Raw genomic sequence first — 22194 nt, forward strand, 5'->3', positions numbered from 1 at the left:
ACTGCGGGGCGCCAGCCGGTAGGACGGCGCGATGGTCCAGATGCTCCAGCGGCGCGCCCGATCGACGCTACGCCAATTCCTGCACAGCGAGGCGGCGGGCGGAATCATCCTGATGATCGCGGCGGCGGCGGCGATGCTGGTCGCCAACCTGCCGGGCGTCGCGGAGAGCTATTTCCACGCGCTCCATGCCGTGACTGGGCCGGTGATCAGCCGCAAATACGGGCCGATGACGCTGCATCTGTGGATCAACGATGCGGCGATGGCGCTGTTCTTCCTGCTCGTCGGGCTCGAGATCAAGCGCGAGTTCGTCGACGGGCGGCTGGCGAGCTGGGATCGGCGTCGGCTGCCGGTAGTGGCGGCGGCAGCGGGGATGGCAGTGCCCGCCGCGATCTTCCTGCTGGCAGCGGGCGGGCAGCCGGGAATCGCCAATGGCTGGGCGATCCCCGCGGCGACCGACATCGCCTTTGCGATCGGCGTGCTAGCGATCCTAGGCAAGCGTGCGCCGACCTCGTTGAAGCTCTTCCTCACTACCGTGGCGATCGTCGACGATCTCGGCGCGGTGGTGATCATCGCCTTGTTCTACACAGCCAAGCTCGACCTCACTGCGCTCGCCGGTGCCGCAGCGGTGCTGGCGGCGATGGTCGCGCTCAACCGGGCGGGGGTCAAGAAGCTCACGCCGTTCCTGCTGCTCGCCTGCCTGCTGTGGATATTCGTGTTCCGATCGGGGGTCCACGCCACCGTTGCCGGCGTGCTGACCGCGCTGACCATCCCGATCACGCGCTCGCCCGCCGCTCCGGACGACGCGCAATCGCCGCTGCACCGGCTCGAGCATGGGCTGCATCCTTGGTCGGCCTTCGTGATCGTGCCGCTGTTCGGCTTCGCCAATGCGGGCGTGTCGCTGGCCGGGATGACCCCCGCGATCCTGCTCAAGCCGCTGCCGCTCGGGATCGCGCTCGGCCTCTTCCTCGGCAAGCAGATCGGTATCTTCGCCTGCGTGTGGATCGCCGACCGGACCGGCTTCGCCAAGCGGCCGGGCTGGGCTAGCTGGCTGCAGGTCTATGGCGTGGCGCTGCTCGCCGGGATCGGCTTCACGATGAGCCTGTTCATCGGCGGGCTCGCCTTTCCCGGCGACGCGCTGCTCGCCGACGAAGTCAAGGTCGGAGTGCTCGCCGGATCGGTGCTGTCGGCGGTGGCGGGCTATCTGGTGCTGCGCTTCGCCCCGCCGCGCCGGGTGCTGGCGGTCAGGCTGATCGCAGAGCGGCAGGCGCGCTGAGGCCGCGGCGCTCGACGAGCATCGCGACACACCAGACGAGGAAGCCGCCCAGCGCGAGCCCCGCGCCGACAGTGCCGGTGGAGGTCCAGCCCCAGCCAGCCGCGATCGCCATCCCGCCGAGCCACGGGCCGAGCGCATTGGCGGTGTTGAACGCCGAATGGTTGAGCGCAGCCGCGAGCATCTGCGCGTCACCGGCGACGTCCATCAGCCGGGTCTGGAGGATCGCACCCAGCGCGCCCGAAAATCCGATCGCGAAGATCGCAAGGCAGATCGACCAGAACTGCCCGGCGGCGAACGGGTAGATCGCGAGCGACGCGGCGCTGAACAGCAGTAGCACCGCGGCGCTCGGCATCAGTGCGCGATCGGCGAACTTCGGGACGATGAGGTTGCCCGCGGTCATCCCCGCGCCGAAGATCGCGAGCGCGACCGGGATCATCGTATCGGGCACGCGCGTCACTTCGAGCAGAGTCGAGGCGACATAGGTATAGACGCAGAACAGCCCGCCAAAGCCGATAGCGCTGATCCCGAGCGTCAGCCAGACCTGGCCGTTGGCGAGCGCGCCGAGTTCGCGCAGCGGGCTCGCGTCGTGCGCGGGACGATCGCGCGGGGCAAACCACCAGACCAGCGCCATCGTCAGCGCCGCAAGCGCCGCGACCACGCCGAACCCCCAGCGCCAGCCGATCGCCTGCCCCATCCAGTTGGCGAGCGGCACGCCGATCACGGTGGCGATGGTCAGCCCGAGCAGCACGCGGCCTACGGCCTGCGAGCGCTTGTTGTCGGGCACCAGCGACGCAGCGACGAGCGCGGCGACGCCGAAATAGGCGCCATGCGGCAGGCCGGAGAGGAAGCGGAAGGCGAGCATCCATTCGTAGGTCGGCGCGAGCGCGCTCAGGCCGTTGAACAGCCCGAATGCCGCCATCAGCACGATCAGCAGCGTCCGCCGCGCGATCTTTGCCCCGAGCACCGCGAGCAACGGCGCGCCGACCACCACGCCGAGCGCATAGGCACTGATGACGTGGCCCGCCGTCGGCTCGTCGATGCCAAGGCCCTTGGCGAAATAGGGCACCAGGCTCATCGTCGCGAATTCGGTGGTGCCGATCGCGAAGCCGCCCATCGCCAACGCGAAATGGACGAGCGCGACGGGCGTGGTGCGAGGGGCGGCGGCTTGCATTCCCGCCAAGTGGCTATGCTGCACCGCAGCGTCAACCATGCGCGGCTGCACATACGAATGCAGCCGGTGCAAGTTGGTCGTCAGGACGTGATGCGCAGGCTGAAGCGCAGCGTGCGGGGCGCTCCGGGGAAGATCCACATCGGGCTGTACGAGCTTTGCGCATAGTGCGCGTCGAACAGATTGTCGGCCTCGGCGCGCAGGCTGACCTGGCGCGACAGGGCATATTCGACCGCCGCCTTGGCCTTCACATAGGCAGGCAGCACCAGCCCGCTGCCGTCGATCGCCCCGGCGCGGTCGCCCATATAGGCCAGCCCGGCGCTGAGCGAGAAACCGCGGGCATCGGCATCGAGGAAGCGGCCGAGCGCGAAGATCGAGCCCGAATGGTGCGGCACGTTGAGTACGCGATCGGTGGCGAAGGCGTCGTCGTCGGCGCGGGCATGCGTCCAGGCATAGTTGGCGACGAGCTGCCAGCGCGAATCGAGCTTGAGCGAGCCATCGAATTCGATGCCGTGTGCGCGCAGGCTGCCGATCGGAGCAAGGAAGTTCGAATCGGTTGGGTCGTTGGTGAGGATGCCCCGCTTGCGGATGTCGAACCAGGTGACGGCGACATCGATTCCGCGCCACGCGCCGCTGGCGCCGAGCTCATAGCCCTTGGCAGTCTCGGGCGCGAAGCCGGTGCCGAAGCGATCGGTGCCCGAATTGAGCACGAAGCTCTCGCCCCAGGCCGCGTGGAGCGCAATGGCGTCTGCGACCTTGTAGCGGCCGGCGAGGCGGAACTGGACCGGATCGTCGATCGTCCGCCCGATCGCGCCGGTTCGGTTGTTGCGGATCTGCTGGCGATAGGCGTCGTAGCGAACGCCGCCGGTGAGCGTCAGCCGGTCGGTCGCCTCCCACATGTCCTGCGCGTAGAGCGTGCCCGACCAGCGCTTCTCGTGATTGTCGGTGAAGGGGCGGAGTACCGGCGGGACCGCGCCGTAGACGGGATTGAGTACGTCGATCGCATAGGAGTTCGCGGCGCTGGGATTCACGCGCATCCAGCGCTCGGCATAATCGAGCAGATAGCCCTTGGCGCCGATGCTGACGCGATGCGCGCCGATCCGGCCGGCCAGTTCGATTCGCGCGGAAAGATCGTCGACGACGAAATCGCGCGAGCGGCGCTGGCGCCACAGCGCATTGCCGACGAGGCGCGACTGATCCGAGGAAAAGCCCCTAAGCGAGCCGGTACGCCAGGCGACGCCGCCGTTCAGCGACCAGTCGCCGCCGACGTCGGCGAGCGCGGTGAGCTGGTGGCGCTGGTTGCGGAAGCGGGTGATCCCGTCGCCGGGTTCGCCATAGAAATTGCTGCGCGGCACGGCATTGGCATCGCCGTTCAGCGCGGGGACGCCGCGATCGAAGGGTGCATCGAAGCGGGTGATCTCGCCGATATAGGTGAAGCGCAGCCCGGCGTGCGGCTCCCAGGTGAGCGAGGGCGCGACGGTGCGGCGCTTGAGTGAGACGGTGTCGCGCCAGCCGTCGCTGTCTTCGGCGGCGACCACCAGGCGTGCGGCAAGGGTGGAGGATAGCGGGGCAGTGGCGTCGAGTTCGACGCGCCTGGTATCGAACGAGCCGTAGGTGAAGGTGGCGCTGGCGGCGGGGTCGAACTTGGGCGTCTTCGAGACGATGTTGACGCGTCCGCCCGGATCGACATCGCCGAACAGCGCGCCGGCGGGCCCCTTGAGCAGCTCGATCCGCTCGACCGTGGCGGGATCGCGCGGCGGCGCCATGCCGCGATTGGCGAGGAAGCCGTCGACATAATATTCGGCGCCGCCGTCGGGGGTGCCGAGAAAGCCGCGGATCGCGAAATTGTCGAGCATGCCGCCGCGATTGTTCTGGCTGCTCACCCCGCTGACCAGTTCGAGCGCATCGCCGAGTCGATAGGCGCCCGCCGCAATGAGCAGGTCGCGCTCGATTGAGCGGCTCGATTGCGACATCCGCTCGGTAACCGGCCCCGAGGACAAAGTGGGATCGCCGGCAGTCTCGCGCGTACCGAGGACTACGATCTCCTGTTCGGTATCGGATTCGGGGTGATCGCTTGGATCGGCGATGGCCGGGAGCGCGCCGATCAGGAGAGGAAACAGTGCCGCCGCGGTCAGTCGATCGAACAAGAGGGTGCTCATATGTGATGATGTATCATTTCCTCTTGTGCGGTGCGGTATTCGCTGTCAACCCTGTGGCGATGTCAGCGTGGGCGGTGCTCGGTGCCCTCGCCAGTCGTGATGAAGATGCAGTCGGCTTGGTCGCCGGGCGCGACATCGGCGGTGTGCCAGACGCCGGGCGGGTTGATCGCGTAGTCGCCGGGGCCGATCTCGACATGTTCGATGCGACCGTCCGGGAATTGCTGGATCAGCGTGGTGCGACCGACGACGCAGAGCACCACTTCGGCGCCGGCGGGGTGCATCTCCCAGCTCGTCCAGCTGGCGTCGAAGGCATAGCGCGTGACCAGCCGGCCCTCGGTGCCGTCGGCGGCGTGGCGCGCGGCATAGTCCTCGAACCAGTCCGGGCCGGTGAGCGGCGGCTCGACCAGCGCGGTGGCGCCGCGGCCGAGATGGATCGGGTGAGTGGCGAGTTGGGGCATCATGGCGCTCCAGGCATTCGATCGGGCGATGGGTATCTCCCGGGGAAATACGATCTGCCCGCAGGATAGCTGCCGTGCATCGCGAGGCGGGTCAACCTCGCCGCGCCGGTCGCCGCCTAGATACCCAGCCACGCGAGCGGCGGGGGCAAGGCATCGGCCGAATAATCGACCTGGAGCACGCGGCGGTGCCGCGCGCCCGAGGCGGCGGCGGAGGCGTGGACGATCGGCGTCGCGTAGAGCCAGACGTCGCCCGCTTCGGCCAGGCATATAGCCACGCCGCAGCGCTCGACCACGCCGGCCAGGTCGGGCTCGGCGATGCGGCCCAGCCGATGCGAGCCGGGCGCGATCAGCAGCGGGGCATTGTCTTCGGGGACGGGATCGAGATGGATGCGCAGCGTCCGCATGCGTTCGATGAGGCTGAAGGGCGGCTCGACATGCGGCATGCCCTGCTTGATCGACCAGGCGCCGAAGCCCCGCGCTTCGGCGCGTGCCTGCACGGCGATCGTGCGGTCCTGGTGCCAGCCCAGCGCCCAGTTCGCCGCGGCGCTCTTGTCGAACAGGATCGTGCGGACCGGGCGCATTGCCGGTCCGGCGAGCGTACCCAGCGCGTCGGCCGCGAGCAACTGGGCCAGCCCGGGCACGCCGTGCAGCCGCACCCCCGCGCGATCCGCCGGGACGGCTGCGGCGACCCGCTCCAGCGCATCAAGAAAAGGGGCGGCCGCACCGGGAAGGTGCGCCGCCCCATGTTCGTCGAGGTTCAAGCGAGCCTCAGAGCTTTTCGGTCAGCTCCGGGACGAGCTTGAACAGGTCGCCGACCAGGCCGATGTCGGCGACCTGGAAGATCGGGGCGTCCTCATCCTTGTTGATCGCGATGATCGTCTTCGAATCCTTCATGCCCGCCAGATGCTGGATCGCGCCCGAGATGCCGACCGCGACATAGACTTCGGGGGCGACGATCTTGCCGGTCTGGCCGACCTGATAGTCGTTGGGGGCGTAGCCGGCGTCGACGGCGGCGCGCGACGCGCCGACCGCGGCACCGAGCTTGTCGGCGAGCGGATCGATCAGCGCGTGGAACTGCTCTTCCGAGCCGAGCGCGCGACCGCCCGAGACGATCACCTTGGCGCTGGTCAACTCGGGACGCGTCGATTCGGCGATCTCGGCGCCCACGAAGGTCGAGAGACCCGTGTCGCCCGCACCCGACACCGCTTCGACCGTGCCGGTGCCGCCGCTGGTCGCGGCCTTTTCGAAGGCGGTGCCGCGCACGGTGATCACCAGCTTCTTGTCGCTGGTCTGCACCGTGGCGATCGCATTGCCGGCATAGATCGGGCGCGTGAAGGTGTCGGGCCCCTCGACCGAGAGGATGTCCGAGATCTGCATCACGTCGATCAGCGCCGCGACGCGGGGCGCAATGTTCTTGCCGGTCGTGGTCGCCGGGAAGAGCACGGCATCGTGCGATTCCATCAGCGAGACGATCAGCGGCGCGACATTTTCGGCGAGCGCATGTTCGTATGCTGCGTCATCGGCGAGATGGACCTTGCCGACGCCGGCGATCTTGGCGGCTTCGTCGGCCACGCCCTGGGCGCCCTTGCCCGCGACGAGGAGATGGACCTCGCCGAGCTTCGACGCGGCGGTGACGGCGGCGAGCGTCGCATCCTTGACGGCGCTGTTGTCGTGTTCGACCCAAACCAGAGTCTTCATTTCGCGACTCCCATACCCTTGAGCTTTTCGACCAGTTCGTCGACCGAGCCGACCTTGATCCCCGCCTGGCGCTTGCCGGGCTCGACGACCTTGAGGGTCTTGAGCCGCGGCGCGGCATCGACGCCATAATCGGCGATCGTCTTCTTCGCGATCGGCTTGGTCTTGGCCTTCATGATGTTGGGCAAGGTGGCGTAGCGCGGCTCGTTGAGGCGCAGATCGGTGGTGACGATCGCGGGAAGCTTGAGATCGACCGTCTCGAGCCCGCCATCGACTTCGCGGGTGACCTTGACGCGCTCGCCATCGAGCTCGACCTTCGACGCGAAGGTGCCCTGCGCCCAGCCGAGCAATGCCGCGAGCATCTGGCCGGTCTGGTTCGAATCGTCGTCGATCGCCTGCTTGCCGAGGATGACGAGCGAGGGGCTCTCTTCTTCGACGACCTTGGCGAGCAGCTTGGCGACGCCGAGCGGCTCGACTTCATCCTCGGTGGTGATCAGGATGCCGCGATCGGCGCCCATCGCGCGCGCGGTGAGCAGCACATCGGTCTCGGCCTTGGGCACGCCGATCGTCACGACGACGACTTCGGTGGCGGTGCCCTTTTCCTTCAAGCGGACCGCTTCCTCGATCGCGATCTCGTCGAACGGGTTCATGCTCATCTTGACGTTGGCGAGGTCGACCCCCGTCCCGTCCGCCTTCACGCGGGGCTTCACGTTATAGTCAAGCACCCGCTTGACCGGCACCAGCACCTTCATTGCTTCTCTCCCTTGGCTCCTTTCCCGGGGAGGAAGGAACCTGGCTAAAGAACTAACTGACTTACGTTTACGCGAACGTCAACCGACGCGCAAACGGGCGAATTCCTTTATCAATGGCTGGAATGCTTCGGAGGGCGGAAAAGTCTCGAAGCGGTGCGGCGCGCCGGTCCGGGCCCAGGGCAGCGCCTCGGACGCAAACGTCTCGAGGAAAGGCGGCTCGGCCGGCGGCTCGTCGAGCAGCGTGGTGCGGACGTTTACGAAGAAGTCCACGCCTTCAGGCCGAGTGAACATCCAGCTCAGGCAATGGCCGCAGAAAGCGTGCCGCGTCGCGCCGTGGAGGCCGCCGATTACCGGCTCGCCCTTGATCACTTCAAACTGCTCGGTGGGCCAGGCGCCGCTCACCGAATAGGCGCTCGCGGTCATCCGCTGGCAGCCGCGGCAATGGCACGCGCTGGTGAAGATCGGCGCACCGATCACGCGGAAGCGGACCTGCCCGCAACGGCAGCCCCCTTCCGCGCTGTCGGTCGAAAGGGTCACGCCGCCTTCTGGACCTCCGCGACGATCTTCTTCGCCGCGTCGCCCAGATCGTTCGCCGGAACGATGGCGAGACCCGAATTGGCGAGGATTTCCTTGCCCTGCTCGACATTGGTGCCTTCGAGGCGGACGACGAGCGGCACCTGGAGGTTCACTTCCTTCGCCGCGGCGACAATGCCCTCGGCGATGATGTCGCAGCGCATGATGCCGCCGAAGATGTTGACGAGGATGCCCTTAACGTTCGGATCCTTGAGGATGATCTTGAACGCCGCGGTGACCTTCTCCTTGTTGGCGCCGCCGCCGACGTCGAGGAAGTTCGCGGGGAACATGCCATTGAGCTTGATGATGTCCATCGTCGCCATGGCGAGGCCGGCGCCATTGACCATGCAGCCGATGTCGCCGTCGAGCTTGATATAGGCGAGGTCGTACTTCGACGCTTCGAGCTCGGCGGGATCTTCCTCCGACTCGTCGCGCAGCTCGGCGAGATCCTTGTGGCGGAACATCGCATTGCCGTCGAAGCCGACCTTGGCGTCGAGGACGAGGAGGTTGCCCTGCTCGGTCAGCGCCAGCGGATTGACTTCGATCTGCTCGGCATCGGTGCCGAGGAAGGCGGCGTAGAGCGACGACGCGACCTTGGCGGCCTGCTTAGCCTGATCGCCCTTGAGCCCGAGCGCATTGGCGACGGCGCGGCCGTGGTGCGGCTGGAAACCGGTCGCGGGATCGACGGCGAAGGTGTGGATCTTCTCGGGCGTCGAATGCGCGACTTCCTCGATGTCCATGCCGCCCTCGGTCGAGACGACGAAGGCGACGCGGCCGGTGGCGCGATCGACGAGCAGCGCGAGGTAAAATTCCTTGGCGATGTCGGCGCCGTCGGTGATGTACAGGCGGTTGACCTGCTTGCCGGCGTCGCCGGTCTGGATCGTCACCAGCGTGTTGCCGAGCATGTCCTTGGCGTGCGCTTCGACTTCGTCGAGGCTGAAGGCGAGGCGAACGCCGCCCTTGGCATCGGGGCCGAGCTCCTTGAACTTGCCCTTGCCGCGGCCGCCGGCATGGATCTGCGACTTGACGACATAGAGCGGCCCGGGGAGCTGCTTCGCGGCGGCGACGGCCTCTTCGACGGTGAAGGCGGCGTGGCCCGCGGCGATCGGCGCGCCGAACTTGGCGAGCAATTCCTTGGCCTGATATTCGTGGATGTTCATGGACGCGCCCTCATCTGGCTGGCGGGATCGAGTTTGCGGAGGCCTTAAGCACGGTGCGGCGGGGAATCCAAATCTTTTCGGTTCAAATGCGATTGCGAGGTAATTGCAATAATTTGTAGAGGCTGGGGTATGTTGGTGCATTTCTTCCCAAACCGCGGAGCAATTGATCGCGCGCAACTTATCTAGGCCGGTATGGCGGGCTATATGCACGCTATGAGTCCCTGGTTCGGCACCCTGCTGTTTCTCGTCACCGTCGCCGGAATGGAGCTGTTCGCCTATGCCGCGCATCGCTGGGTGATGCATGGCCCAGGCTGGTTCCTCCACGAGAGCCATCATCGGGCGCGCAGCGGGGCGTTCGAGCTCAACGACCTCTATGCCGTGATCTTCGCGGTCCCTTCCTTCGTGCTGCTGCTCGGCGGGGTCCAGCTCGGCTGGTGGCCGGGATTTGCCTGGATCGGCGCAGGGATCGCCGCCTATGGCGCGATCTATTTCGGGTTTCACGACGTCATCGTGCACAAGCGGCTGCCGCATCGCTATGTCGCCCGCTCGCGCTATATGAAGCGGATCGTCCAGGCGCACCGGCTGCACCACGCAGTCGTATCGAAGCACGGCACGGTGAGCTTCGGCTTCCTCTGGGCGCCGCCCGCCGACACGCTCAAGCGCCAGCTCAAATCGCGCGGCGGACTGATCCGGGTTAGTACCGACCCGGATTGACGCGCTCGCGCCCCAGGCACACATTTACGTCATGGAGCAGCTCAACCTGTCCGAGTCCGAGTGGCGCAGGCGCCTGTCCCCCGAACAATATCATGTGCTGCGCGAAGCGGGTACAGAGCGCGCCTTTTCGGGGCGATACAACGACAACAAGGCCGACGGCGTCTATGCCTGCGCGGCGTGCAAGCTCGAGCTGTTCGACAGCGCCGACAAATATGATTCGGGATCGGGCTGGCCGAGCTTCACCCGGCCGATCGCGCCCGATCATGTCGTCGAGCATGCCGATGTCAGCCACGGCATGCGCCGCGTCGAAGTGCGCTGCGCGCGCTGCGACGGGCATCTCGGCCATGTCTTTCCCGACGGGCCGCCCCCCAATGGGCAGCGATACTGCATGAACTCGGTGAGCCTCGACTTCCGTTCACGCACCGGCAACGCAAATGGCGCTAGCGCCGCTCCTTCCGGCGGCTGATTCTTGTGAGCCGCGGCTTTAGGGCTTAACCACCGCTTCCGATGGCTTCGAAGAAACCGCAATCCGCTCGCAAATCCTGGTGGCGCACCGGCCGGGCGTGGAAGAAGATCGCGCTGTGGACGCTGATCAGCGGCGTCACGGTGGGATTGCTCGCGGTGATCGCGCTGCTCATCGCGGTGTATTCGACGCGGTCATCGCTGCCGAGTTACGACGAACTCAAATCCTCGCCCAACGGGCAGATGATCCGCGTCCATGCCGCCGACGGCACCGTGCTGGTCTCGCTCGGGCCGAGCTATGGCGAGTGGATCAAGTACGACCAGATCCCGCAGGCGATGAAGGACGCGATCATCGCTGTCGAGGATCGGCGGTTCGAATCGCATTGGGGCGTCGATCCGGTGGGCATCGCGCGCATGCTGTGGCGCGCGAAGGAGCTCCACGACCAGGGGCGCCGCCTCCAGGGCGCGTCGACGATCACCCAGCAGGTCGCGCGGACGATCTTCCTGTCGAACAAATACGATGTCGGGCGCAAAGTCCGCGAGGGCGTGCTTGCGCTCGCGCTCGAGCGCAAATTCTCGAAGGAGCAGATCCTCGAGCTCTATCTCAACAAGGTCTATTTCGGCGGCGGCGCGTATGGGATCGACGCGGCGAGCCGGAAGTTCTTCGGCCATCCGGCGACCAGCCTGACCCTTGCCGAGTCGGCGGTCATCGCCGGGCTGGTCAAGGCGCCGTCGCATTATTCGCCCACGGCCGACGCCGAGGCCGCGGTGAGCCGCGCCAGCGTGGTGATCGACCTGATGGCCGAGACCGGCAAGATCAGCCGCGCCACCGCGGCGGCGACCGATCCGCGCAGCGTCAAGCTCGCCCCCGAGCCCAAGCAGAACAGCGTTCGCTATTTCACCGACTGGGCGCTGCCCCAGCTCGAGATGCTGATCGACGAGAGCGAGGCGCCGCTGGAAGTGTGGACCACGCTCGACCTGGGCATGCAGCGTGCCGCCGACGAAGCGATACGCAAGAATGCGCCGGGCAACGCGCAGGGCGCGCTGATCAGCCTCGACCGCGACGGCGCGGTGCGCGCAATGGTCGGCGGCAAGGATTATGTCGCTTCCATCTACAACCGCGCCACCCAGGCGACGCGCCAGCCGGGATCGGCGTTCAAGCTGTTCGTCTATCTCGCCGCGCTCGAGGCCGGGCATAAGCTCGACGACACCGTGGTCGACGAGCCGGTGACGATCAACGGCTGGACGCCGCGCAACAATTCGGGGCGCAATTCGGGCAATGTCTCGCTGCGCACCGCCTTTGCCTATTCGCTCAACACGATCGCGGCGAAGCTGGGCCAGGAAGTCGGGTTCGGCACGGTGGCGAGCATGGCGCGGCGCTTCGGCATCACCACGCCGATCAACACCCAGCCGGCGATGGTGCTCGGCACCTCGAACGTGCGGCTGATCGACATGACCCGCGCCTTCGCTTCGGTGGGGCAGAAGGGCGTGGCGGTCACGCCCTATGGCATCACCCGCGTCACCGCGAACGGCAACGTCATCTACCAGCACGAAGTCGATACCAGCCATGTGCTGGTCGCGCCCTATGTCGCGGCGCAGATGACCGACCTGCTCCAGACCGCGGTCGCCACCGGCAGCGGCAAGGCGGCGCAGATCGGCCGCCCGGTGGCGGGCAAGACGGGGACGACCACGGCGAACAAGGATGGCTGGTTCGTCGGCTTCTCGAGCGGGCTCACCACCGGCGTGTGGATGGGCCGCGACGACGCCAAGGTGGTGCCCGGGCTGCAGGGCGGCACCGCGCCGGCGCGTGCGTTCGCCGCGTTCATGGGCAAGGCGGTGGCCAATCGCCCGGTCGAGCAGTTCGAGACGCAGGTGACGCTGCCCGAATGGCAGCTCGAGCCCGAGGACAACGCTTATTATGCCGAGCCCGACAACGGGATGTTCGTCGATGCCGACGGCAATCCGCTGCCCGAGGAGCGCCAGCCGCGCAGCGATGGCGCCCAGGGGCAGGAGGAGCAGCTCGACGAGGACTGGATCGAGCGGATGACCGGCAACCGGCCGCCGGCGCCGCAGCCCGAAACGGGGCGCACCCCGCCGCTTCGCGAGGGTCCGCGCCAGCCGCAGACGCCCCGTCCGCAGCCCCAGCAGGAGCGGGGGCGAGAAGCTCCAGAAGGTTTCTAGACTAGACGGTTGCCCCCCGACCCACCCAATGCAGCGCCGCGCCGTTGCGGCGCAGCCATGCGCGTGCGGGGGTGGGATCGGCTTCGAACAGCGTCTCGACCAGCCGGTGGAACGCGGGTGAGTGGTTCATGTGGATGCGGTGCGCGACTTCGTGCGCGACGGTGGCGCGACGGACGAAATCCGGGGCGAGGATCAATCGCCAGCTATAGCGGATCGCGCCCGACGCGGCGCAGCTTCCCCAGCGGCCCTTGGGATCGCCGATCGACACGCGCGTGACGCTCACCCCGGCCCGGCCCGCATATTCGGCAGTCTCAGCGCTCAGCACGCGCAGCGCCTCGCCGCGCAGCCAGCGCTCGACCCGGCGTTCGAGCCCCTCGTCCGGGCCGCCGCATAGGAGCTGGTCGCCGTCCAGCCGCGGGGTGCGGGGGGCACCCGGCACGCTGACGATCTCGATCTCCCGCCCGGCAAAAGGAATGTGCGCGCCGGGCGCGAGCGGCTGGGTCTCGGGAAGGCGCGCCTGCTGGTTGGCGATCCAGCCCTGGTGCTCCTGCGCCCAGGCGAGACCTTTCTTGAGCGAGGCTCGAGGCGGCAGGGTCAGCCGCACTTGGCCGTTACGAGGATCGACGGCGAGGCGCATCCGGCGTGCACGGGGGTTGCGGACGACTTCGATCGCCGCGCCGCTCAAAGCTCGCGGTCCACCATATGGTTCTCGAAATCGCCGGCATCGTCCTCCGAGATCGTCCAACCCCGCGTCGATTGCCCCGCCGCGTGGACCGATTCGGGATCGCCGCTCACCAGATAATGCCAGTCGGGCAGCGGCTTGTCCTCGGCGCGCAGCCGATAGGCGCAGGTCGAGGGCAACCATTCGATTCCGGCGACATTGTTGGCATTCAGCCGGACGCATTCGCTGACATAGGCGTGGCGATGGCGATAGTCGCTGCACCGGCCCATCCGCCGATCGAGCAGCCGGCACGCGACGTTGGTCGCGTGGAGCTCGCCTGTCTCCTCGTCCTCGAGTTTATGCACGCAGCATTTGCCGCAGCCGTCGCACAGCGCCTCCCATTGCGCGCGGTCGAGCTTGGCGAGCGGGGTATCCTCCCAGAAGCGGCCGCTGCTCATCGCACCCAATGCCGTACTTGCTCGGCGATCGCCGCGCCTTCCTGGTCGATCGGCAGCGACGCGATCGGCTCGCCCTTGGGGCCCATCAGAAAGGCGACGGCGAGGTGATCGACCATATAGCCGCCTCCGGGACCGGGCGGCTGCTTCTTGTAATAGACCGCATAGCTCTTGGCGACGTCGGCAATCGCCTTGGGGCTGCCGGTGAGCCCGACCGTGCGCGGATAAAAGTTCGCGACGAACTGTCGGATCGCCGCCGGCGTGTCGCGCTCGGGATCGACGGTGATGAAGATCGGCACGACCTTGGCCGCGGTGCGCGGCGCCTCCTTGTCGAGCTGACGCATCGCCTGGGCGATCTTCGCCATGTCGGTGGGGCAGACATCGGGACAATAGGTGTAACCGAAATAGACGATCCGGTACTTGCCAGCGAAATCGGTGTCGCGCACGGTCTTGCCGTTCTGGTCGGTGAGCGCGAACGTCCCGCCGATCCGCGCGCCGGCAAGCGGCGGCTCGCCGGTCGTACCGGTACCGCAGGCCGCGAGCGGGAGGAGCAAAGCGAGGGCTGGAAACAACCTGTACATGGCGCGCTCAGCCATGATCTGTTAGGCGAAGCGTTGCAAGAACGGGTTCAGTCCAAAGGTTTGCCGCATCATGGGTTTTCGTGTTTTCCGCGTCGCCACCATCGCCGCAATGGCGCTCACCACCACGCCCGCCGCCGCGCAGCAATTCTCGGACAGTTATGAGTTTCTCAAAGCCGTGCGCGGGTCGGACGGCGCCAAGCTCAACAAGTTCCTGCTCGACCGGTCGCTGCGCATCGTCAATTCGAAGGATCGCGGCACCGGTGAGGGCGCGCTGCACATCGTCACGCAGCGTTCCGACGCGCTGTATCTGCGCGCGCTGCTCCAGGCCGATGACATCAATCCCAATCTGCAGGACAATCGCGGCAACACCGCGCTGATCGTCGCGATCGAGCAGAATTGGAGCGAGGGCGTCAAGATCCTGATCAAGTATCGCGCCAATGTGAACCTCGCCAATAACGGCGGCGAGACTCCGCTGATCCGCGCGGTGCAGATGCACAATGTCGACATCGTCCGCCAGTTGCTCGACGCCAAGGCCGATCCGGACCGCGCCGATTATGGCAGCGGCAAGTCGGCGCGCGACTATGCCGAGGAAGGCCGCCGCTGGCCGGCGATCGCCAAGCTGATCGCGGACACCCCCAAGGGCGGCAAGAAGGCCGGCGCTGTCGGGCCGTAAGTCTCCCCTCCCTGAAAGGGAGGGGGCGGGGGTGGGTGCGCGCGTCTGCGCGCTCCAAAGGAATCATCGCAAGCACCAGAGCGCCTCGCAGGGCATCGAGCCCTGCTCGCCGCTAAACCCACCCCTAACCCCTCCCTTTCAGGGAGGGGAATAGAGCATCAAAACATCTGCTCGGCCTCGGGATCGAGCAGGTGGGTCACGCGCCGCGCCGCGCGCCTGGCAAAGGCCAAAGTGCATTTCTTCCGCGTCGCGCTCGCGAGCGGTACCGTCGCCGCTTCGCGGATCACAGCGGCGTCATAGCGATCGGCAACGATCAGTCCGGCACGGACAGGCAGGAAGCCCTCCTGCTCGAACGGCCGGCAATCGAATCCCTGGGGGACTGCCCAGAAGAAGCGGTCGCAATGCGCGAGATAGTCGGTCCATTTGCCGTCGCCGAGCAGATCCGCACGCGACACCTTGATCTCGACGATGACGATGTTGCCGCGCGCATCAAGCCCCATCAGGTCGGCGCGGCGGCCGCCCTCGAGCGGCACTTCGGCGATCGCCGCGATATCGTGGCGGAGCAGCATCCGCGTCACGCCGCGCGCGACTTCGCTCGCCACGATCGGTGCGTCGGATGGCAAAACGGCCGGGGAAGTCATCCCCGGCTGTTAGAACATTTGACGAACAGGGGAAAGCCCCCGTTGCGTATCAGCGATAGAAGACGTGGTTGCCGACCGTGGCGACGCGCGGACGGTTCCAGCTGGGCTTCACGTAGCGCGCATGGAAATAGAGCGCGTCGTCGGCCGGACTTTCCCACAGGTCCTTCTGCGCGACCTTGGCCACGGCGAGCGCCTTGCGCCATTGCGCGTTGGCCGGCGGACTGGGGAGCTTGCCGCCGCGGACGAACGAGAACTGGCCGCGCTGGGTGATCACCGAGCAGATCGACTTGGGGAAGCGGCCCGACTGGGTGCGATTGATGATGACGTCGGCGACGGCGAGCTGGCCGGCAAGCGGCTCGCTCTTCGACTCGTAATAGACGCCGACCGCGAGGCAGTTGAGCTCGGCATCGGTATCGGCGCCACCCTCATGCGCGGCTACCGCAGCAGAGAGCGTCGCGAAATCCTGGTCTTCCTGGAGCGCCGCCTGGGGCAGCGGCTGAACGATCTCGCCATCCTGCTTGAGGACCGGCTGCGCCGTAATCGCAGGCGCGGGAACCACATGGTGTTCCTGGGTGTTGATTGCCTGAACCGGCGCGTCCTGCGCGGTCAGGTCGATATCGAGCGTGGCAGCATTCGCTAGTGCGCCAGCGCAAAAAGTCACAGCCGCGAAAGTCGCGGCGCGTGGCATGAACTTCATCAAACTTCGATACTATGCGGTGGTGTGCAGCCAGCCCCGGGATACCTGTGGAGCTGCCGGACGTCCCCCCGACTGCGTAACCGACGGCTTCACACCCCGACCGGCACAACGCTATTGAACGTGTGCCGCCCATGCCCCTTACGCGCGGGTAAAGTCAACAAAGGTTGAATGTTTCAGCGGTGAAGCGTTCGGCGTCTGCGATATCCAGCTCGACGACCCACAGATCCGCGTCAAACCCGCGGCGACGCTGCCAATAGGCGCTGACCGCCGCCTCATCCCCCATATCTTGCGGACCCGAAGCGATCAGCGCCGGGACGCCTTCGGGCCCCAGGCCGCGCTCGAAGAAGCGGGGGTTGGTGCCTTTGTGATACGTCAGGACCAGGATTCCGCCCGCCGTTGCGTCGCCCTTGGCGAGCACCATCGCCGATCCGCCGGCCTGGTTCACCCGGCGCACCAAGGCACTCACCAGCACCGCGCTGGTCAGCCGCGGCGTCATTCGGGGGCATAGCCCGGAAGCGAGGCGAGCGGGATGCGCGAGCGCATGAACGTGCCAGTGCCGCGCGCTGCTTCCTCGCCGCTCGCGTCGATCAGCCGCGCCTCGGCGACAAACACCCGGCGCTGGCCGTTCACCCAGCGTCCCTCGGCGATCACCGGGCCCTCGCCCAAGGGCTTGGTGAACAGCAGGTTGAACGCCGTCGTCAGCAGGAATCGATCGGTGACCAGGCTGTTGGCGGCGTAGAAGGCGGCATCGTCGAGCATCTTGAAATAGCTCGTCCCGTGGACCGCGCCGGCGGCGTGGAAGTAGCGCGAGTCGACATGGAAGCGGATCCGCGCGACGCCGCCCTCGGCGATCTCGAGCGTGGATTCGAACAGCCGGTTGATCGGCGCGGCGGCATAGAGCGATTCGAGCGCGCGGAAATGCGCCTCGGCACCGCGCGGCGCGCCGGGAGCCTCAGGCGGCGTCACGCGTCTCCACGCCGGCGAGCAGCGCGAACAATGCGTCGGTCGAACCCGCGCCGCGCAGCTTGGCGGCGAAATTGCGGTCGCGCAGTTTCCGCGACACGCAGGCGAGCGCCTTGAGATGCTCGGCCCCTGCGCCGGTGGGCGAGAGCAGCATGAACACCAGATCGACCGGCAGATCATCGACCGCGGCGAAATCGACCGGCTGGGCGAGCCGGACGAACACGCCGACGACATGGCGCAGCCCATCGAGCTTGGCGTGCGGGATCGCGATCCCCGAGCCGAACCCGGTAGAGCCGAGCTTCTCGCGTGCGGCCAGGCATTCGGTGACCAGCTTTGCATCGAGGTCATAGGCGTTCGCCGCTGCGGCACCGAGCTGCTGGAACAGGGTCTTCTTGTTTGCCGCAGCCATCCCGGCGAGCACCGCCTCGGGCGTCAGCAAATCGCTGAGTTCGGTCATCGATCGTCCAAATAGTCAGCCCCCGCCGACGCGCTCCCTTTAGGCTTCGCGCTTCCCGTCCGCAACGACGAAGCGGCGCGCCGGCCAGGCCCGCGCGCCGCCTCGGTTCGTACGAATGGCCGCGTCAGGTGCGGTTGGGCTCGACCCAGCCGATCGTGCCGTCACCGCGGCGATAGACCATGTTGTGCGTGCCGGTGGCAGTGTTGCGGAACAGCAGCGCATTGGTGTGCCGCAAGTCGAGCATCATCACCGCGTCGGACACCGTCGCCTCGGGCACATCGACGCGCGTCTCTGCAATGATCAGCGGCGCCTCGGCAGGCTCTTCCTCTTCTGCGCTCTCCTGGAACAGCGTGTAGCCGGCATCGTACGCACCGTTCTCGGCAAGCGCGATCACGGCGCCGTTCTGGCGGTCCTTCAGCCGGCTGGTGTAGCGGCGAAGCTGCTTGTCGATACGATCGGCGGCACCGTCGAACGCACCGTTCGCCTCCATGCCGGTGTTGGATGCCTTGAGCACCAGCCCCTGCATCACGTGCATCACGATGTCGCAGGTGAAGCCGTTATCGTGCGGCCCCTTGCCGAAGGTGGTCTGCGCCGAGATCGAGCGCGAGAAATATTTGTCGGCGATACCCTGGAGCCGTTCGGTGACGAGCATCTTCAGCGCGTCGCCGGTTTCGACCTGATGGCCAGAGACTCGGATATCCATGACTTTACCTCCGCTTCAAAATGAGGTCGCTCCGTCGCGGGCCCTAGGGTCGCATCCCTTCATCCGGATGCGGCCAGGGTCCAGAGCGGATCCTCCAACCCTTGGACAAAGGCTGCGTGGCGCTCAAGTTCCACGGCCGATGCCGCAAAATGCCGCGCGGGCCGCACATGGACCCGAGTCGGCGCCTCGGCCGGGGTCTCGCGCATCACCGGCGCATCGACCGCGAGCCCGAGCGTGATCTGGCGTCCGCCGGTCAGCTCGACATAGACCTGGGCCAGCAGCTGCGCGTCGAGCAACGCGCCATGGAGCGTGCGCGCGCTGAGATCGATACCGTAGCGGCTGCACAGCGCGTCGAGCGTGTGCTTGGCGCCGGGATGCTTCACGCGTGCGATGGCGAGCGTGTCGACCATCCGCGTGGTGCAGATCGCCGGCCGGCCGCAGCGGCCGAGCTCGCCGTTGAGGAACGAGAAATCGAACCCGGCATTGTGCGCGACGAGCGGGCAATCGCCGAGAAACTCGATGATATCCTCGACCACGTCGTGGAAAAGCGGCTTGTCGGAAAGGAAGCGCGCGCTCAGCCCGTGGACGCGTTCGGCCTCGGCCGGCATGTCGCGCTGCGGGTTGATATAATGGTGAAGGTTGCGGCCCGTAGGCACGCGATTGACCAGCTCGATACAGCCGATCTCGACCAGCCGGTCTCCGCCCGCGAAGCTGAGCCCCGTCGTTTCGGTATCGAACACGATTTCGCGCATGCCGCCTTATCCTCCTGCCGGATCGACTAGGCAAGTGAGGACCGCGCGCACCTGTCGCCGCGTCTCCTCGAGCAGGGTATCGGTGGCGATCACGAAATCGGCGCGGGCGCGCTTTTCGGCATCGGGGAGCTGGCGCACGAGGATCGCCTCAAATCGCTCGACGCTCATTCCCGGACGCCCGAGCACGCGCGCGCGCTGGACATCAGGTGGGGCCGAGACGACGACGACCTTGTCGACGCCCGCCCAGCCGCCGGCTTCGAACAGCAAGGGCACGTCGAGCACCACCACCGGCGCACGCGCATGGGCGGCGAGAAACGCATCGCGCTCGGCGGCAACGGCGGGGTGGACAATCGCTTCGAGCCGGCAGAAGGCGGCATCGTCGCCGAACACCGCTTCGCGCAGCGCGGTGCGGTTCACGCCCTGCGCGCCGGTCGTATCGGGAAAAGCCGCCTCGATCGCCTCGACCAAGGCACCGCCTGGGCCCTGGAGCTGATGAACGGTCTCATCCGCGTCGAACACCGGCACGCCTTCGTCAACGAACATCTGGGCGACGGTCGACTTGCCCATTCCGATCGACCCGGTGAGGCCGACCGTAATCATTTTGCCAGCAAGTCGCGGAGTTCGTCGTCGCGATCGCGCGGGGGCTCGGCGCCGAAGAAGAGTTCGAAGGCGAGCGCGGCTTGGCCCATCAGCATGTCGAGCCCGTCCACCGTATCCAGTTCGCGCGCGCGCGCCTGGGCGAGCAGCGGCGTCTCGAGCGGGGCATAGACGATGTCGTAGACCAATGCGTCCTCGGGGAGCGGCGCCAGATCGAGGTCGAGGGGTGGCTGGCCGGCCATGCCGAGCGCGCTGGCATTGACCAGCAGGTCGGCGGGCGGCAGCGGGCTGCCGAGCGGGATGGCGTCGCCCTTGATTCCCAAGCTTGCCAGCAGCGCCGCGGCCTTGAGCACATTGCGATTGAGGATCGTCACTCGTCCGATCCCGACCTTGGACAACGCGAACAGGATCGCGCGGGCGGCCCCGCCGGCGCCGACCACCACGGCGTGGCGGCCGTCGAGGTCGACCCCCGCGATCGGGGCGTAGAAGCCGCCGACATCGGTGTTGGTGCCGATAAGCGCGCCGTCCTCGGCCCGGATGACGGTGTTGATCGCGCCGATCGAGCCGCGGACGTCGCCGCGATCCTCGACCAGATCGAGCGCCGCCTGCTTGTGCGGGATGGTGATGTTGGTGCCGCGCCACGCCGCATCGCCGCGCTTGGCCTCGAAATAGCGCGCAAGCTGGTCGGGCGTGACATGGGTCGCGCGATACTCGGCATCGATGCCGAGCGCGTTCAACCAAAAGCCGTGGATCAGCGGCGACTTGGAGTGGGCGATCGGATCGCCGATGACTTCGGCATAGGCGCGTGCATCAGGTCTCATGACGTCAGAACGCCTCGTACGCGAAGGTAGTCGAGGATCGGTAGCAGCGGCATGCCAAGGATGGTAAACTGGCTTCCCTCGATCCGGCTGAACAGCTGGACCCCGGGCCCCTCGATGCGAAAGCAGCCGACGCAGCCTGCGATCGCCGGCCATTCCCAGTCGAGGTAGCGCGCGATGAACTCCTCCGAGAGCGGCCGGACGAACAACCGCGCGCGATCGACGTGTCGCCACACCGCACGGCCGCCCTCGGCGACCACTGCGGCCGAATAGATGTCGTGTTGCCGGCCCGACATCGCCCGCAGATGCTCGGCGGCATCGTCGCGGCTCACCGGCTTGTCGAGCAGCGTGCCGTCGTCGAGCGCGACGATCGAATCGCCGCCGAGCACCAGCGCGCCGGGCACCATTCGGGAAACCTTGAGCGCCTTGAGCTCGGCGAGCGCATCGGAAAGGTCGCGTGCGGAAATCCCGCCAGCGATCAGCGATTCCTTGGCCGAGGCTTCGTCGACCTGCGCGGTGACGGCCTCATAGGGCACCTGCGCGGCGTCGAGCATCACCCGGCGCGAGGCGCTTTGGGATGCCAATATGAGATTCATGCGTTTCTCGCCTGGAGTGCGCGCTCGTTGCAGAGCTGGATGATCGCGGCGGCGGTCTCTTCGATCGAGCGGCGGGTGACGTCGATCACCGGCCAGCCATTGTCGGCGAACATGCGCCGGGCAAAGGCGATCTCGCGCTGGACCGAATCCTGGTCGACATAGCTCGTCTCGGTCGCCTGGTTGAGCGACAGCAGCCGGTTGCGACGGATCGCCACCAGTCGATCGGCGCTGGTGGTGAGCCCGACCACGAGTGGATGCTTGAGCGTGTAGAGCTCAGGCGGCGGCGGCGATTCGACGACGATCGGGATGTTCGCGGTCTTGAAGCCGCGATTCGCGAGGTAGATCGACGTCGGCGTCTTGGACGAGCGCGAGACGCCGGCGAGGACGATATCGCACTCTTCCCAATCCTCGGCGCCGATCCCGTCGTCATGCGCCATGGTGAACTGGATCGCATCGACGCGTGCAAAATAGGCGGCGTCGAGCGTGTGCTGGCGGCCAGGACGAGCCTTTGCCTCCTGTCCGAGCAGGTTCGACAGCGCATGGCTCACCGAATCCAGCGGCGCGATCGCCGGAAGGCCGAGCGCGCGGCAACGGCTTTCGAGCGTGCGGCGGACATCGTTGTTGACCAGAGTGAAGATCACCAGACCCGGATTCTGCGCGATCTCCTGGAGGATGCGCTCGAGGTGGGCCTCGCTGCGCACCATCGGCCAGAAATGGCGCAGCGTCTCGACATCGTCGAACTGCGCAAGCGCAGCCTTGGCGATGTTCTCCAGCGTCTCGCCGGTGGAGTCCGAGAGGAGGTGGAGATGGAGCCGCATTCAGGCCGTGGGGGACTCTGTGGAAAACATGGCTGACAGCCGCTAGCGCAACCACGCGCAGCGGCCAAGCGCGCCGAAAACGGGGTTCGGCTCGTGACCTTTCCACAACCCCGTCCCCAGGCCCCGGTTCCGATCCACAACCTGTGGAAAGCGGGGAGATTGTTTCCGAATCGAAGGGCTTTGGCGC

General features: G+C 66.9%; 27 protein-coding genes. 5 read left to right on the forward strand and 22 right to left on the reverse strand.

What is annotated here, in order from left to right; translation table 11 throughout:
* Positions 1-31 precede the first annotated feature (31 nt).
* Positions 32-1273 carry a Na+/H+ antiporter NhaA gene (gene nhaA / locus RZN05_RS16330; RefSeq protein WP_394804831.1) on the forward strand — a complete coding sequence of 414 codons (1242 nt, stop codon included), beginning with the start codon at positions 32-34 and terminating at the stop codon, positions 1271-1273.
* Here nhaA and RZN05_RS16335 read toward each other — a convergent pair.
* From RZN05_RS16335 to sucC, 8 genes are all read right to left on the reverse strand, one after another.
* Positions 1242-2444 carry an MFS transporter gene (locus RZN05_RS16335; RefSeq protein WP_317227747.1) on the reverse strand — a complete coding sequence of 401 codons (1203 nt, stop codon included), beginning with the start codon at positions 2442-2444 and terminating at the stop codon, positions 1242-1244. The two genes, nhaA and RZN05_RS16335, sit on opposite strands and share 32 nt — an antisense overlap.
* An 80-nt stretch (positions 2445-2524) precedes the next feature.
* Entirely contained in the window at positions 2525-4600 is a 2076-nt protein-coding gene (locus RZN05_RS16340) for a TonB-dependent siderophore receptor (protein ID WP_317227748.1), read from the reverse strand.
* A gap of 62 nt (positions 4601-4662) precedes the next feature.
* A complete protein-coding gene (locus tag RZN05_RS16345) occupies positions 4663-5061 on the reverse strand; it encodes a cupin (protein WP_317227749.1) in 399 nt (132 codons plus the stop codon).
* Between the two features lie 113 nt (positions 5062-5174).
* On the reverse strand, positions 5175-5819 hold the full coding sequence (locus RZN05_RS16350) for a phytanoyl-CoA dioxygenase family protein (RefSeq protein ID WP_317227750.1): 645 nt from the start codon (positions 5817-5819) through the stop codon (positions 5175-5177).
* A gap of 7 nt (positions 5820-5826) precedes the next feature.
* Positions 5827-6756 (reverse strand): electron transfer flavoprotein subunit alpha/FixB family protein, encoded by a 930-nt coding sequence (locus RZN05_RS16355; RefSeq protein ID WP_317227751.1) that lies wholly within the window; start codon positions 6754-6756, stop codon positions 5827-5829.
* Positions 6753-7505, reverse strand: a complete 753-nt coding sequence (locus RZN05_RS16360; RefSeq protein WP_317227752.1) for an electron transfer flavoprotein subunit beta/FixA family protein — start codon at positions 7503-7505, stop codon at positions 6753-6755. Before RZN05_RS16360 ends, RZN05_RS16355 begins: the two co-directional genes overlap by 4 nt.
* A 78-nt stretch (positions 7506-7583) precedes the next feature.
* Complete coding sequence (locus tag RZN05_RS16365; protein WP_317227753.1) at positions 7584-8042, reverse strand: GFA family protein; 459 nt, start codon at positions 8040-8042, stop codon at positions 7584-7586.
* Positions 8039-9238: an ADP-forming succinate--CoA ligase subunit beta gene (gene sucC, locus RZN05_RS16370; protein WP_317227754.1), complete on the reverse strand. Its 1200-nt coding sequence runs from the start codon at positions 9236-9238 to the stop codon at positions 8039-8041. The genes RZN05_RS16365 and sucC overlap by 4 nt, the downstream gene beginning before the upstream one ends.
* Positions 9239-9451: 213 nt before the next feature.
* Here sucC and RZN05_RS16375 point away from each other — a divergent pair, with 213 nt between their 5' ends.
* The 3 genes from RZN05_RS16375 to RZN05_RS16385 are packed head-to-tail and all read left to right on the forward strand — an operon-like array spanning position 9452 to position 12595.
* A complete protein-coding gene (locus RZN05_RS16375; protein WP_317228551.1) occupies positions 9452-9952 on the forward strand; it encodes a sterol desaturase family protein in 501 nt (166 codons plus the stop codon).
* A 31-nt stretch (positions 9953-9983) separates the two neighbouring features.
* Complete coding sequence (gene msrB / locus RZN05_RS16380) at positions 9984-10418, forward strand: peptide-methionine (R)-S-oxide reductase MsrB (RefSeq protein WP_317227755.1); 435 nt, start codon at positions 9984-9986, stop codon at positions 10416-10418.
* Between the two features lie 41 nt (positions 10419-10459).
* Positions 10460-12595 (forward strand): transglycosylase domain-containing protein, encoded by a 2136-nt coding sequence (locus RZN05_RS16385; protein ID WP_317227756.1) that lies wholly within the window; start codon positions 10460-10462, stop codon positions 12593-12595.
* A 1-nt stretch (position 12596) separates the two neighbouring features.
* Here RZN05_RS16385 and RZN05_RS16390 read toward each other — a convergent pair whose 3' ends face one another.
* Genes RZN05_RS16390 through RZN05_RS16400 form a run of 3 tightly spaced genes read right to left on the reverse strand, consistent with a single transcriptional unit; the run spans position 12597 to position 14307 of the window.
* Positions 12597-13232, reverse strand: coding sequence for a M48 family metallopeptidase (locus tag RZN05_RS16390; RefSeq protein WP_317228552.1), 636 nt, complete (start codon positions 13230-13232; stop codon positions 12597-12599).
* Between the two features lie 44 nt (positions 13233-13276).
* On the reverse strand, positions 13277-13714 hold the full coding sequence (locus tag RZN05_RS16395) for a YcgN family cysteine cluster protein (RefSeq protein WP_317227757.1): 438 nt from the start codon (positions 13712-13714) through the stop codon (positions 13277-13279).
* Positions 13711-14307: an SCO family protein gene (locus RZN05_RS16400; RefSeq protein ID WP_317227758.1), complete on the reverse strand. Its 597-nt coding sequence runs from the start codon at positions 14305-14307 to the stop codon at positions 13711-13713. Before RZN05_RS16400 ends, RZN05_RS16395 begins: the two co-directional genes overlap by 4 nt.
* A 55-nt stretch (positions 14308-14362) precedes the next feature.
* Here RZN05_RS16400 and RZN05_RS16405 point away from each other — a divergent pair, with 55 nt between their 5' ends.
* Positions 14363-14965: an ankyrin repeat domain-containing protein gene (locus tag RZN05_RS16405; RefSeq protein WP_317227759.1), complete on the forward strand. Its 603-nt coding sequence runs from the start codon at positions 14363-14365 to the stop codon at positions 14963-14965.
* A gap of 158 nt (positions 14966-15123) precedes the next feature.
* On the opposite strand, the gene RZN05_RS16410 is transcribed toward RZN05_RS16405, so the two are convergent.
* From RZN05_RS16410 to RZN05_RS16460, 11 genes are all read right to left on the reverse strand, one after another.
* Positions 15124-15606 carry an MmcB family DNA repair protein gene (locus tag RZN05_RS16410; RefSeq protein WP_317227760.1) on the reverse strand — a complete coding sequence of 161 codons (483 nt, stop codon included), beginning with the start codon at positions 15604-15606 and terminating at the stop codon, positions 15124-15126.
* 49 nt (positions 15607-15655) lie between these two features.
* Positions 15656-16267 carry a cell wall hydrolase gene (locus tag RZN05_RS16415; protein ID WP_317227761.1) on the reverse strand — a complete coding sequence of 204 codons (612 nt, stop codon included), beginning with the start codon at positions 16265-16267 and terminating at the stop codon, positions 15656-15658.
* 190 nt (positions 16268-16457) lie between these two features.
* A complete protein-coding gene (locus RZN05_RS16420) occupies positions 16458-16799 on the reverse strand; it encodes a DUF1491 family protein (protein ID WP_317227762.1) in 342 nt (113 codons plus the stop codon).
* The gene (locus RZN05_RS16425) at positions 16796-17269 is read right to left on the reverse strand and encodes a PaaI family thioesterase (protein WP_317227763.1); all 474 of its coding nucleotides are present in this window, start codon (positions 17267-17269) and stop codon (positions 16796-16798) included. The genes RZN05_RS16420 and RZN05_RS16425 overlap by 4 nt, the downstream gene beginning before the upstream one ends.
* Positions 17256-17723, reverse strand: coding sequence for a PTS IIA-like nitrogen regulatory protein PtsN (gene ptsN / locus RZN05_RS16430; RefSeq protein WP_317227764.1), 468 nt, complete (start codon positions 17721-17723; stop codon positions 17256-17258). The genes RZN05_RS16425 and ptsN overlap by 14 nt, the downstream gene beginning before the upstream one ends.
* Before the next feature lie 124 nt (positions 17724-17847).
* Entirely contained in the window at positions 17848-18426 is a 579-nt protein-coding gene (gene hpf, locus RZN05_RS16435) for a ribosome hibernation-promoting factor, HPF/YfiA family (RefSeq protein ID WP_317227765.1), read from the reverse strand.
* Between the two features lie 59 nt (positions 18427-18485).
* Entirely contained in the window at positions 18486-19178 is a 693-nt protein-coding gene (dnaQ, locus tag RZN05_RS16440; RefSeq protein ID WP_317227766.1) for a DNA polymerase III subunit epsilon, read from the reverse strand.
* Between the two features lie 6 nt (positions 19179-19184).
* Complete coding sequence (coaE, locus tag RZN05_RS16445; protein ID WP_317227767.1) at positions 19185-19778, reverse strand: dephospho-CoA kinase; 594 nt, start codon at positions 19776-19778, stop codon at positions 19185-19187.
* Positions 19775-20596 (reverse strand): shikimate dehydrogenase, encoded by an 822-nt coding sequence (gene aroE / locus RZN05_RS16450; protein ID WP_317227768.1) that lies wholly within the window; start codon positions 20594-20596, stop codon positions 19775-19777. Before aroE ends, coaE begins: the two co-directional genes overlap by 4 nt.
* Positions 20593-21189, reverse strand: coding sequence for a Maf family protein (locus RZN05_RS16455; protein WP_317227769.1), 597 nt, complete (start codon positions 21187-21189; stop codon positions 20593-20595). Before RZN05_RS16455 ends, aroE begins: the two co-directional genes overlap by 4 nt.
* Entirely contained in the window at positions 21186-22007 is an 822-nt protein-coding gene (locus RZN05_RS16460) for a pyruvate, water dikinase regulatory protein (RefSeq protein ID WP_317227770.1), read from the reverse strand. The genes RZN05_RS16455 and RZN05_RS16460 overlap by 4 nt, the downstream gene beginning before the upstream one ends.
* Between the last annotated feature and the right edge of the window lie 187 nt (positions 22008-22194).

The organism is Sphingomonas sp. HF-S4 (assembly GCF_032911445.1).
GTDB classification, from domain to species: Bacteria; Pseudomonadota; Alphaproteobacteria; order Sphingomonadales; family Sphingomonadaceae; genus Sphingomonas; species Sphingomonas agrestis.

Coding starts and splice junctions, on each gene's coding strand:
- nhaA (WP_394804831.1), top strand. CDS start 32: ATGGTCCAGATGCTCCAGCGGCGCGCCCGATCGACGCTACGCCAATTC.
- RZN05_RS16335 (WP_317227747.1), bottom strand. CDS start 2,444: ATGCAAGCCGCCGCCCCTCGCACCACGCCCGTCGCGCTCGTCCATTTC.
- RZN05_RS16340 (WP_317227748.1), bottom strand. CDS start 4,600: ATGAGCACCCTCTTGTTCGATCGACTGACCGCGGCGGCACTGTTTCCT.
- RZN05_RS16345 (WP_317227749.1), bottom strand. CDS start 5,061: ATGATGCCCCAACTCGCCACTCACCCGATCCATCTCGGCCGCGGCGCC.
- RZN05_RS16355 (WP_317227751.1), bottom strand. CDS start 6,756: ATGAAGACTCTGGTTTGGGTCGAACACGACAACAGCGCCGTCAAGGAT.
- RZN05_RS16360 (WP_317227752.1), bottom strand. CDS start 7,505: ATGAAGGTGCTGGTGCCGGTCAAGCGGGTGCTTGACTATAACGTGAAG.
- sucC (WP_317227754.1), bottom strand. CDS start 9,238: ATGAACATCCACGAATATCAGGCCAAGGAATTGCTCGCCAAGTTCGGC.
- RZN05_RS16375 (WP_317228551.1), top strand. CDS start 9,452: ATGAGTCCCTGGTTCGGCACCCTGCTGTTTCTCGTCACCGTCGCCGGA.
- msrB (WP_317227755.1), top strand. CDS start 9,984: ATGGAGCAGCTCAACCTGTCCGAGTCCGAGTGGCGCAGGCGCCTGTCC.
- RZN05_RS16385 (WP_317227756.1), top strand. CDS start 10,460: ATGGCTTCGAAGAAACCGCAATCCGCTCGCAAATCCTGGTGGCGCACC.
- RZN05_RS16390 (WP_317228552.1), bottom strand. CDS start 13,232: ATGCGCCTCGCCGTCGATCCTCGTAACGGCCAAGTGCGGCTGACCCTG.
- RZN05_RS16395 (WP_317227757.1), bottom strand. CDS start 13,714: ATGAGCAGCGGCCGCTTCTGGGAGGATACCCCGCTCGCCAAGCTCGAC.
- RZN05_RS16400 (WP_317227758.1), bottom strand. CDS start 14,307: ATGGCTGAGCGCGCCATGTACAGGTTGTTTCCAGCCCTCGCTTTGCTC.
- RZN05_RS16405 (WP_317227759.1), top strand. CDS start 14,363: ATGGGTTTTCGTGTTTTCCGCGTCGCCACCATCGCCGCAATGGCGCTC.
- RZN05_RS16410 (WP_317227760.1), bottom strand. CDS start 15,606: ATGACTTCCCCGGCCGTTTTGCCATCCGACGCACCGATCGTGGCGAGC.
- RZN05_RS16420 (WP_317227762.1), bottom strand. CDS start 16,799: ATGACGCCGCGGCTGACCAGCGCGGTGCTGGTGAGTGCCTTGGTGCGC.
- ptsN (WP_317227764.1), bottom strand. CDS start 17,723: ATGACCGAACTCAGCGATTTGCTGACGCCCGAGGCGGTGCTCGCCGGG.
- hpf (WP_317227765.1), bottom strand. CDS start 18,426: ATGGATATCCGAGTCTCTGGCCATCAGGTCGAAACCGGCGACGCGCTG.
- dnaQ (WP_317227766.1), bottom strand. CDS start 19,178: ATGCGCGAAATCGTGTTCGATACCGAAACGACGGGGCTCAGCTTCGCG.
- coaE (WP_317227767.1), bottom strand. CDS start 19,778: ATGATTACGGTCGGCCTCACCGGGTCGATCGGAATGGGCAAGTCGACC.
- aroE (WP_317227768.1), bottom strand. CDS start 20,596: ATGAGACCTGATGCACGCGCCTATGCCGAAGTCATCGGCGATCCGATC.
- RZN05_RS16455 (WP_317227769.1), bottom strand. CDS start 21,189: ATGAATCTCATATTGGCATCCCAAAGCGCCTCGCGCCGGGTGATGCTC.
- RZN05_RS16460 (WP_317227770.1), bottom strand. CDS start 22,007: ATGCGGCTCCATCTCCACCTCCTCTCGGACTCCACCGGCGAGACGCTG.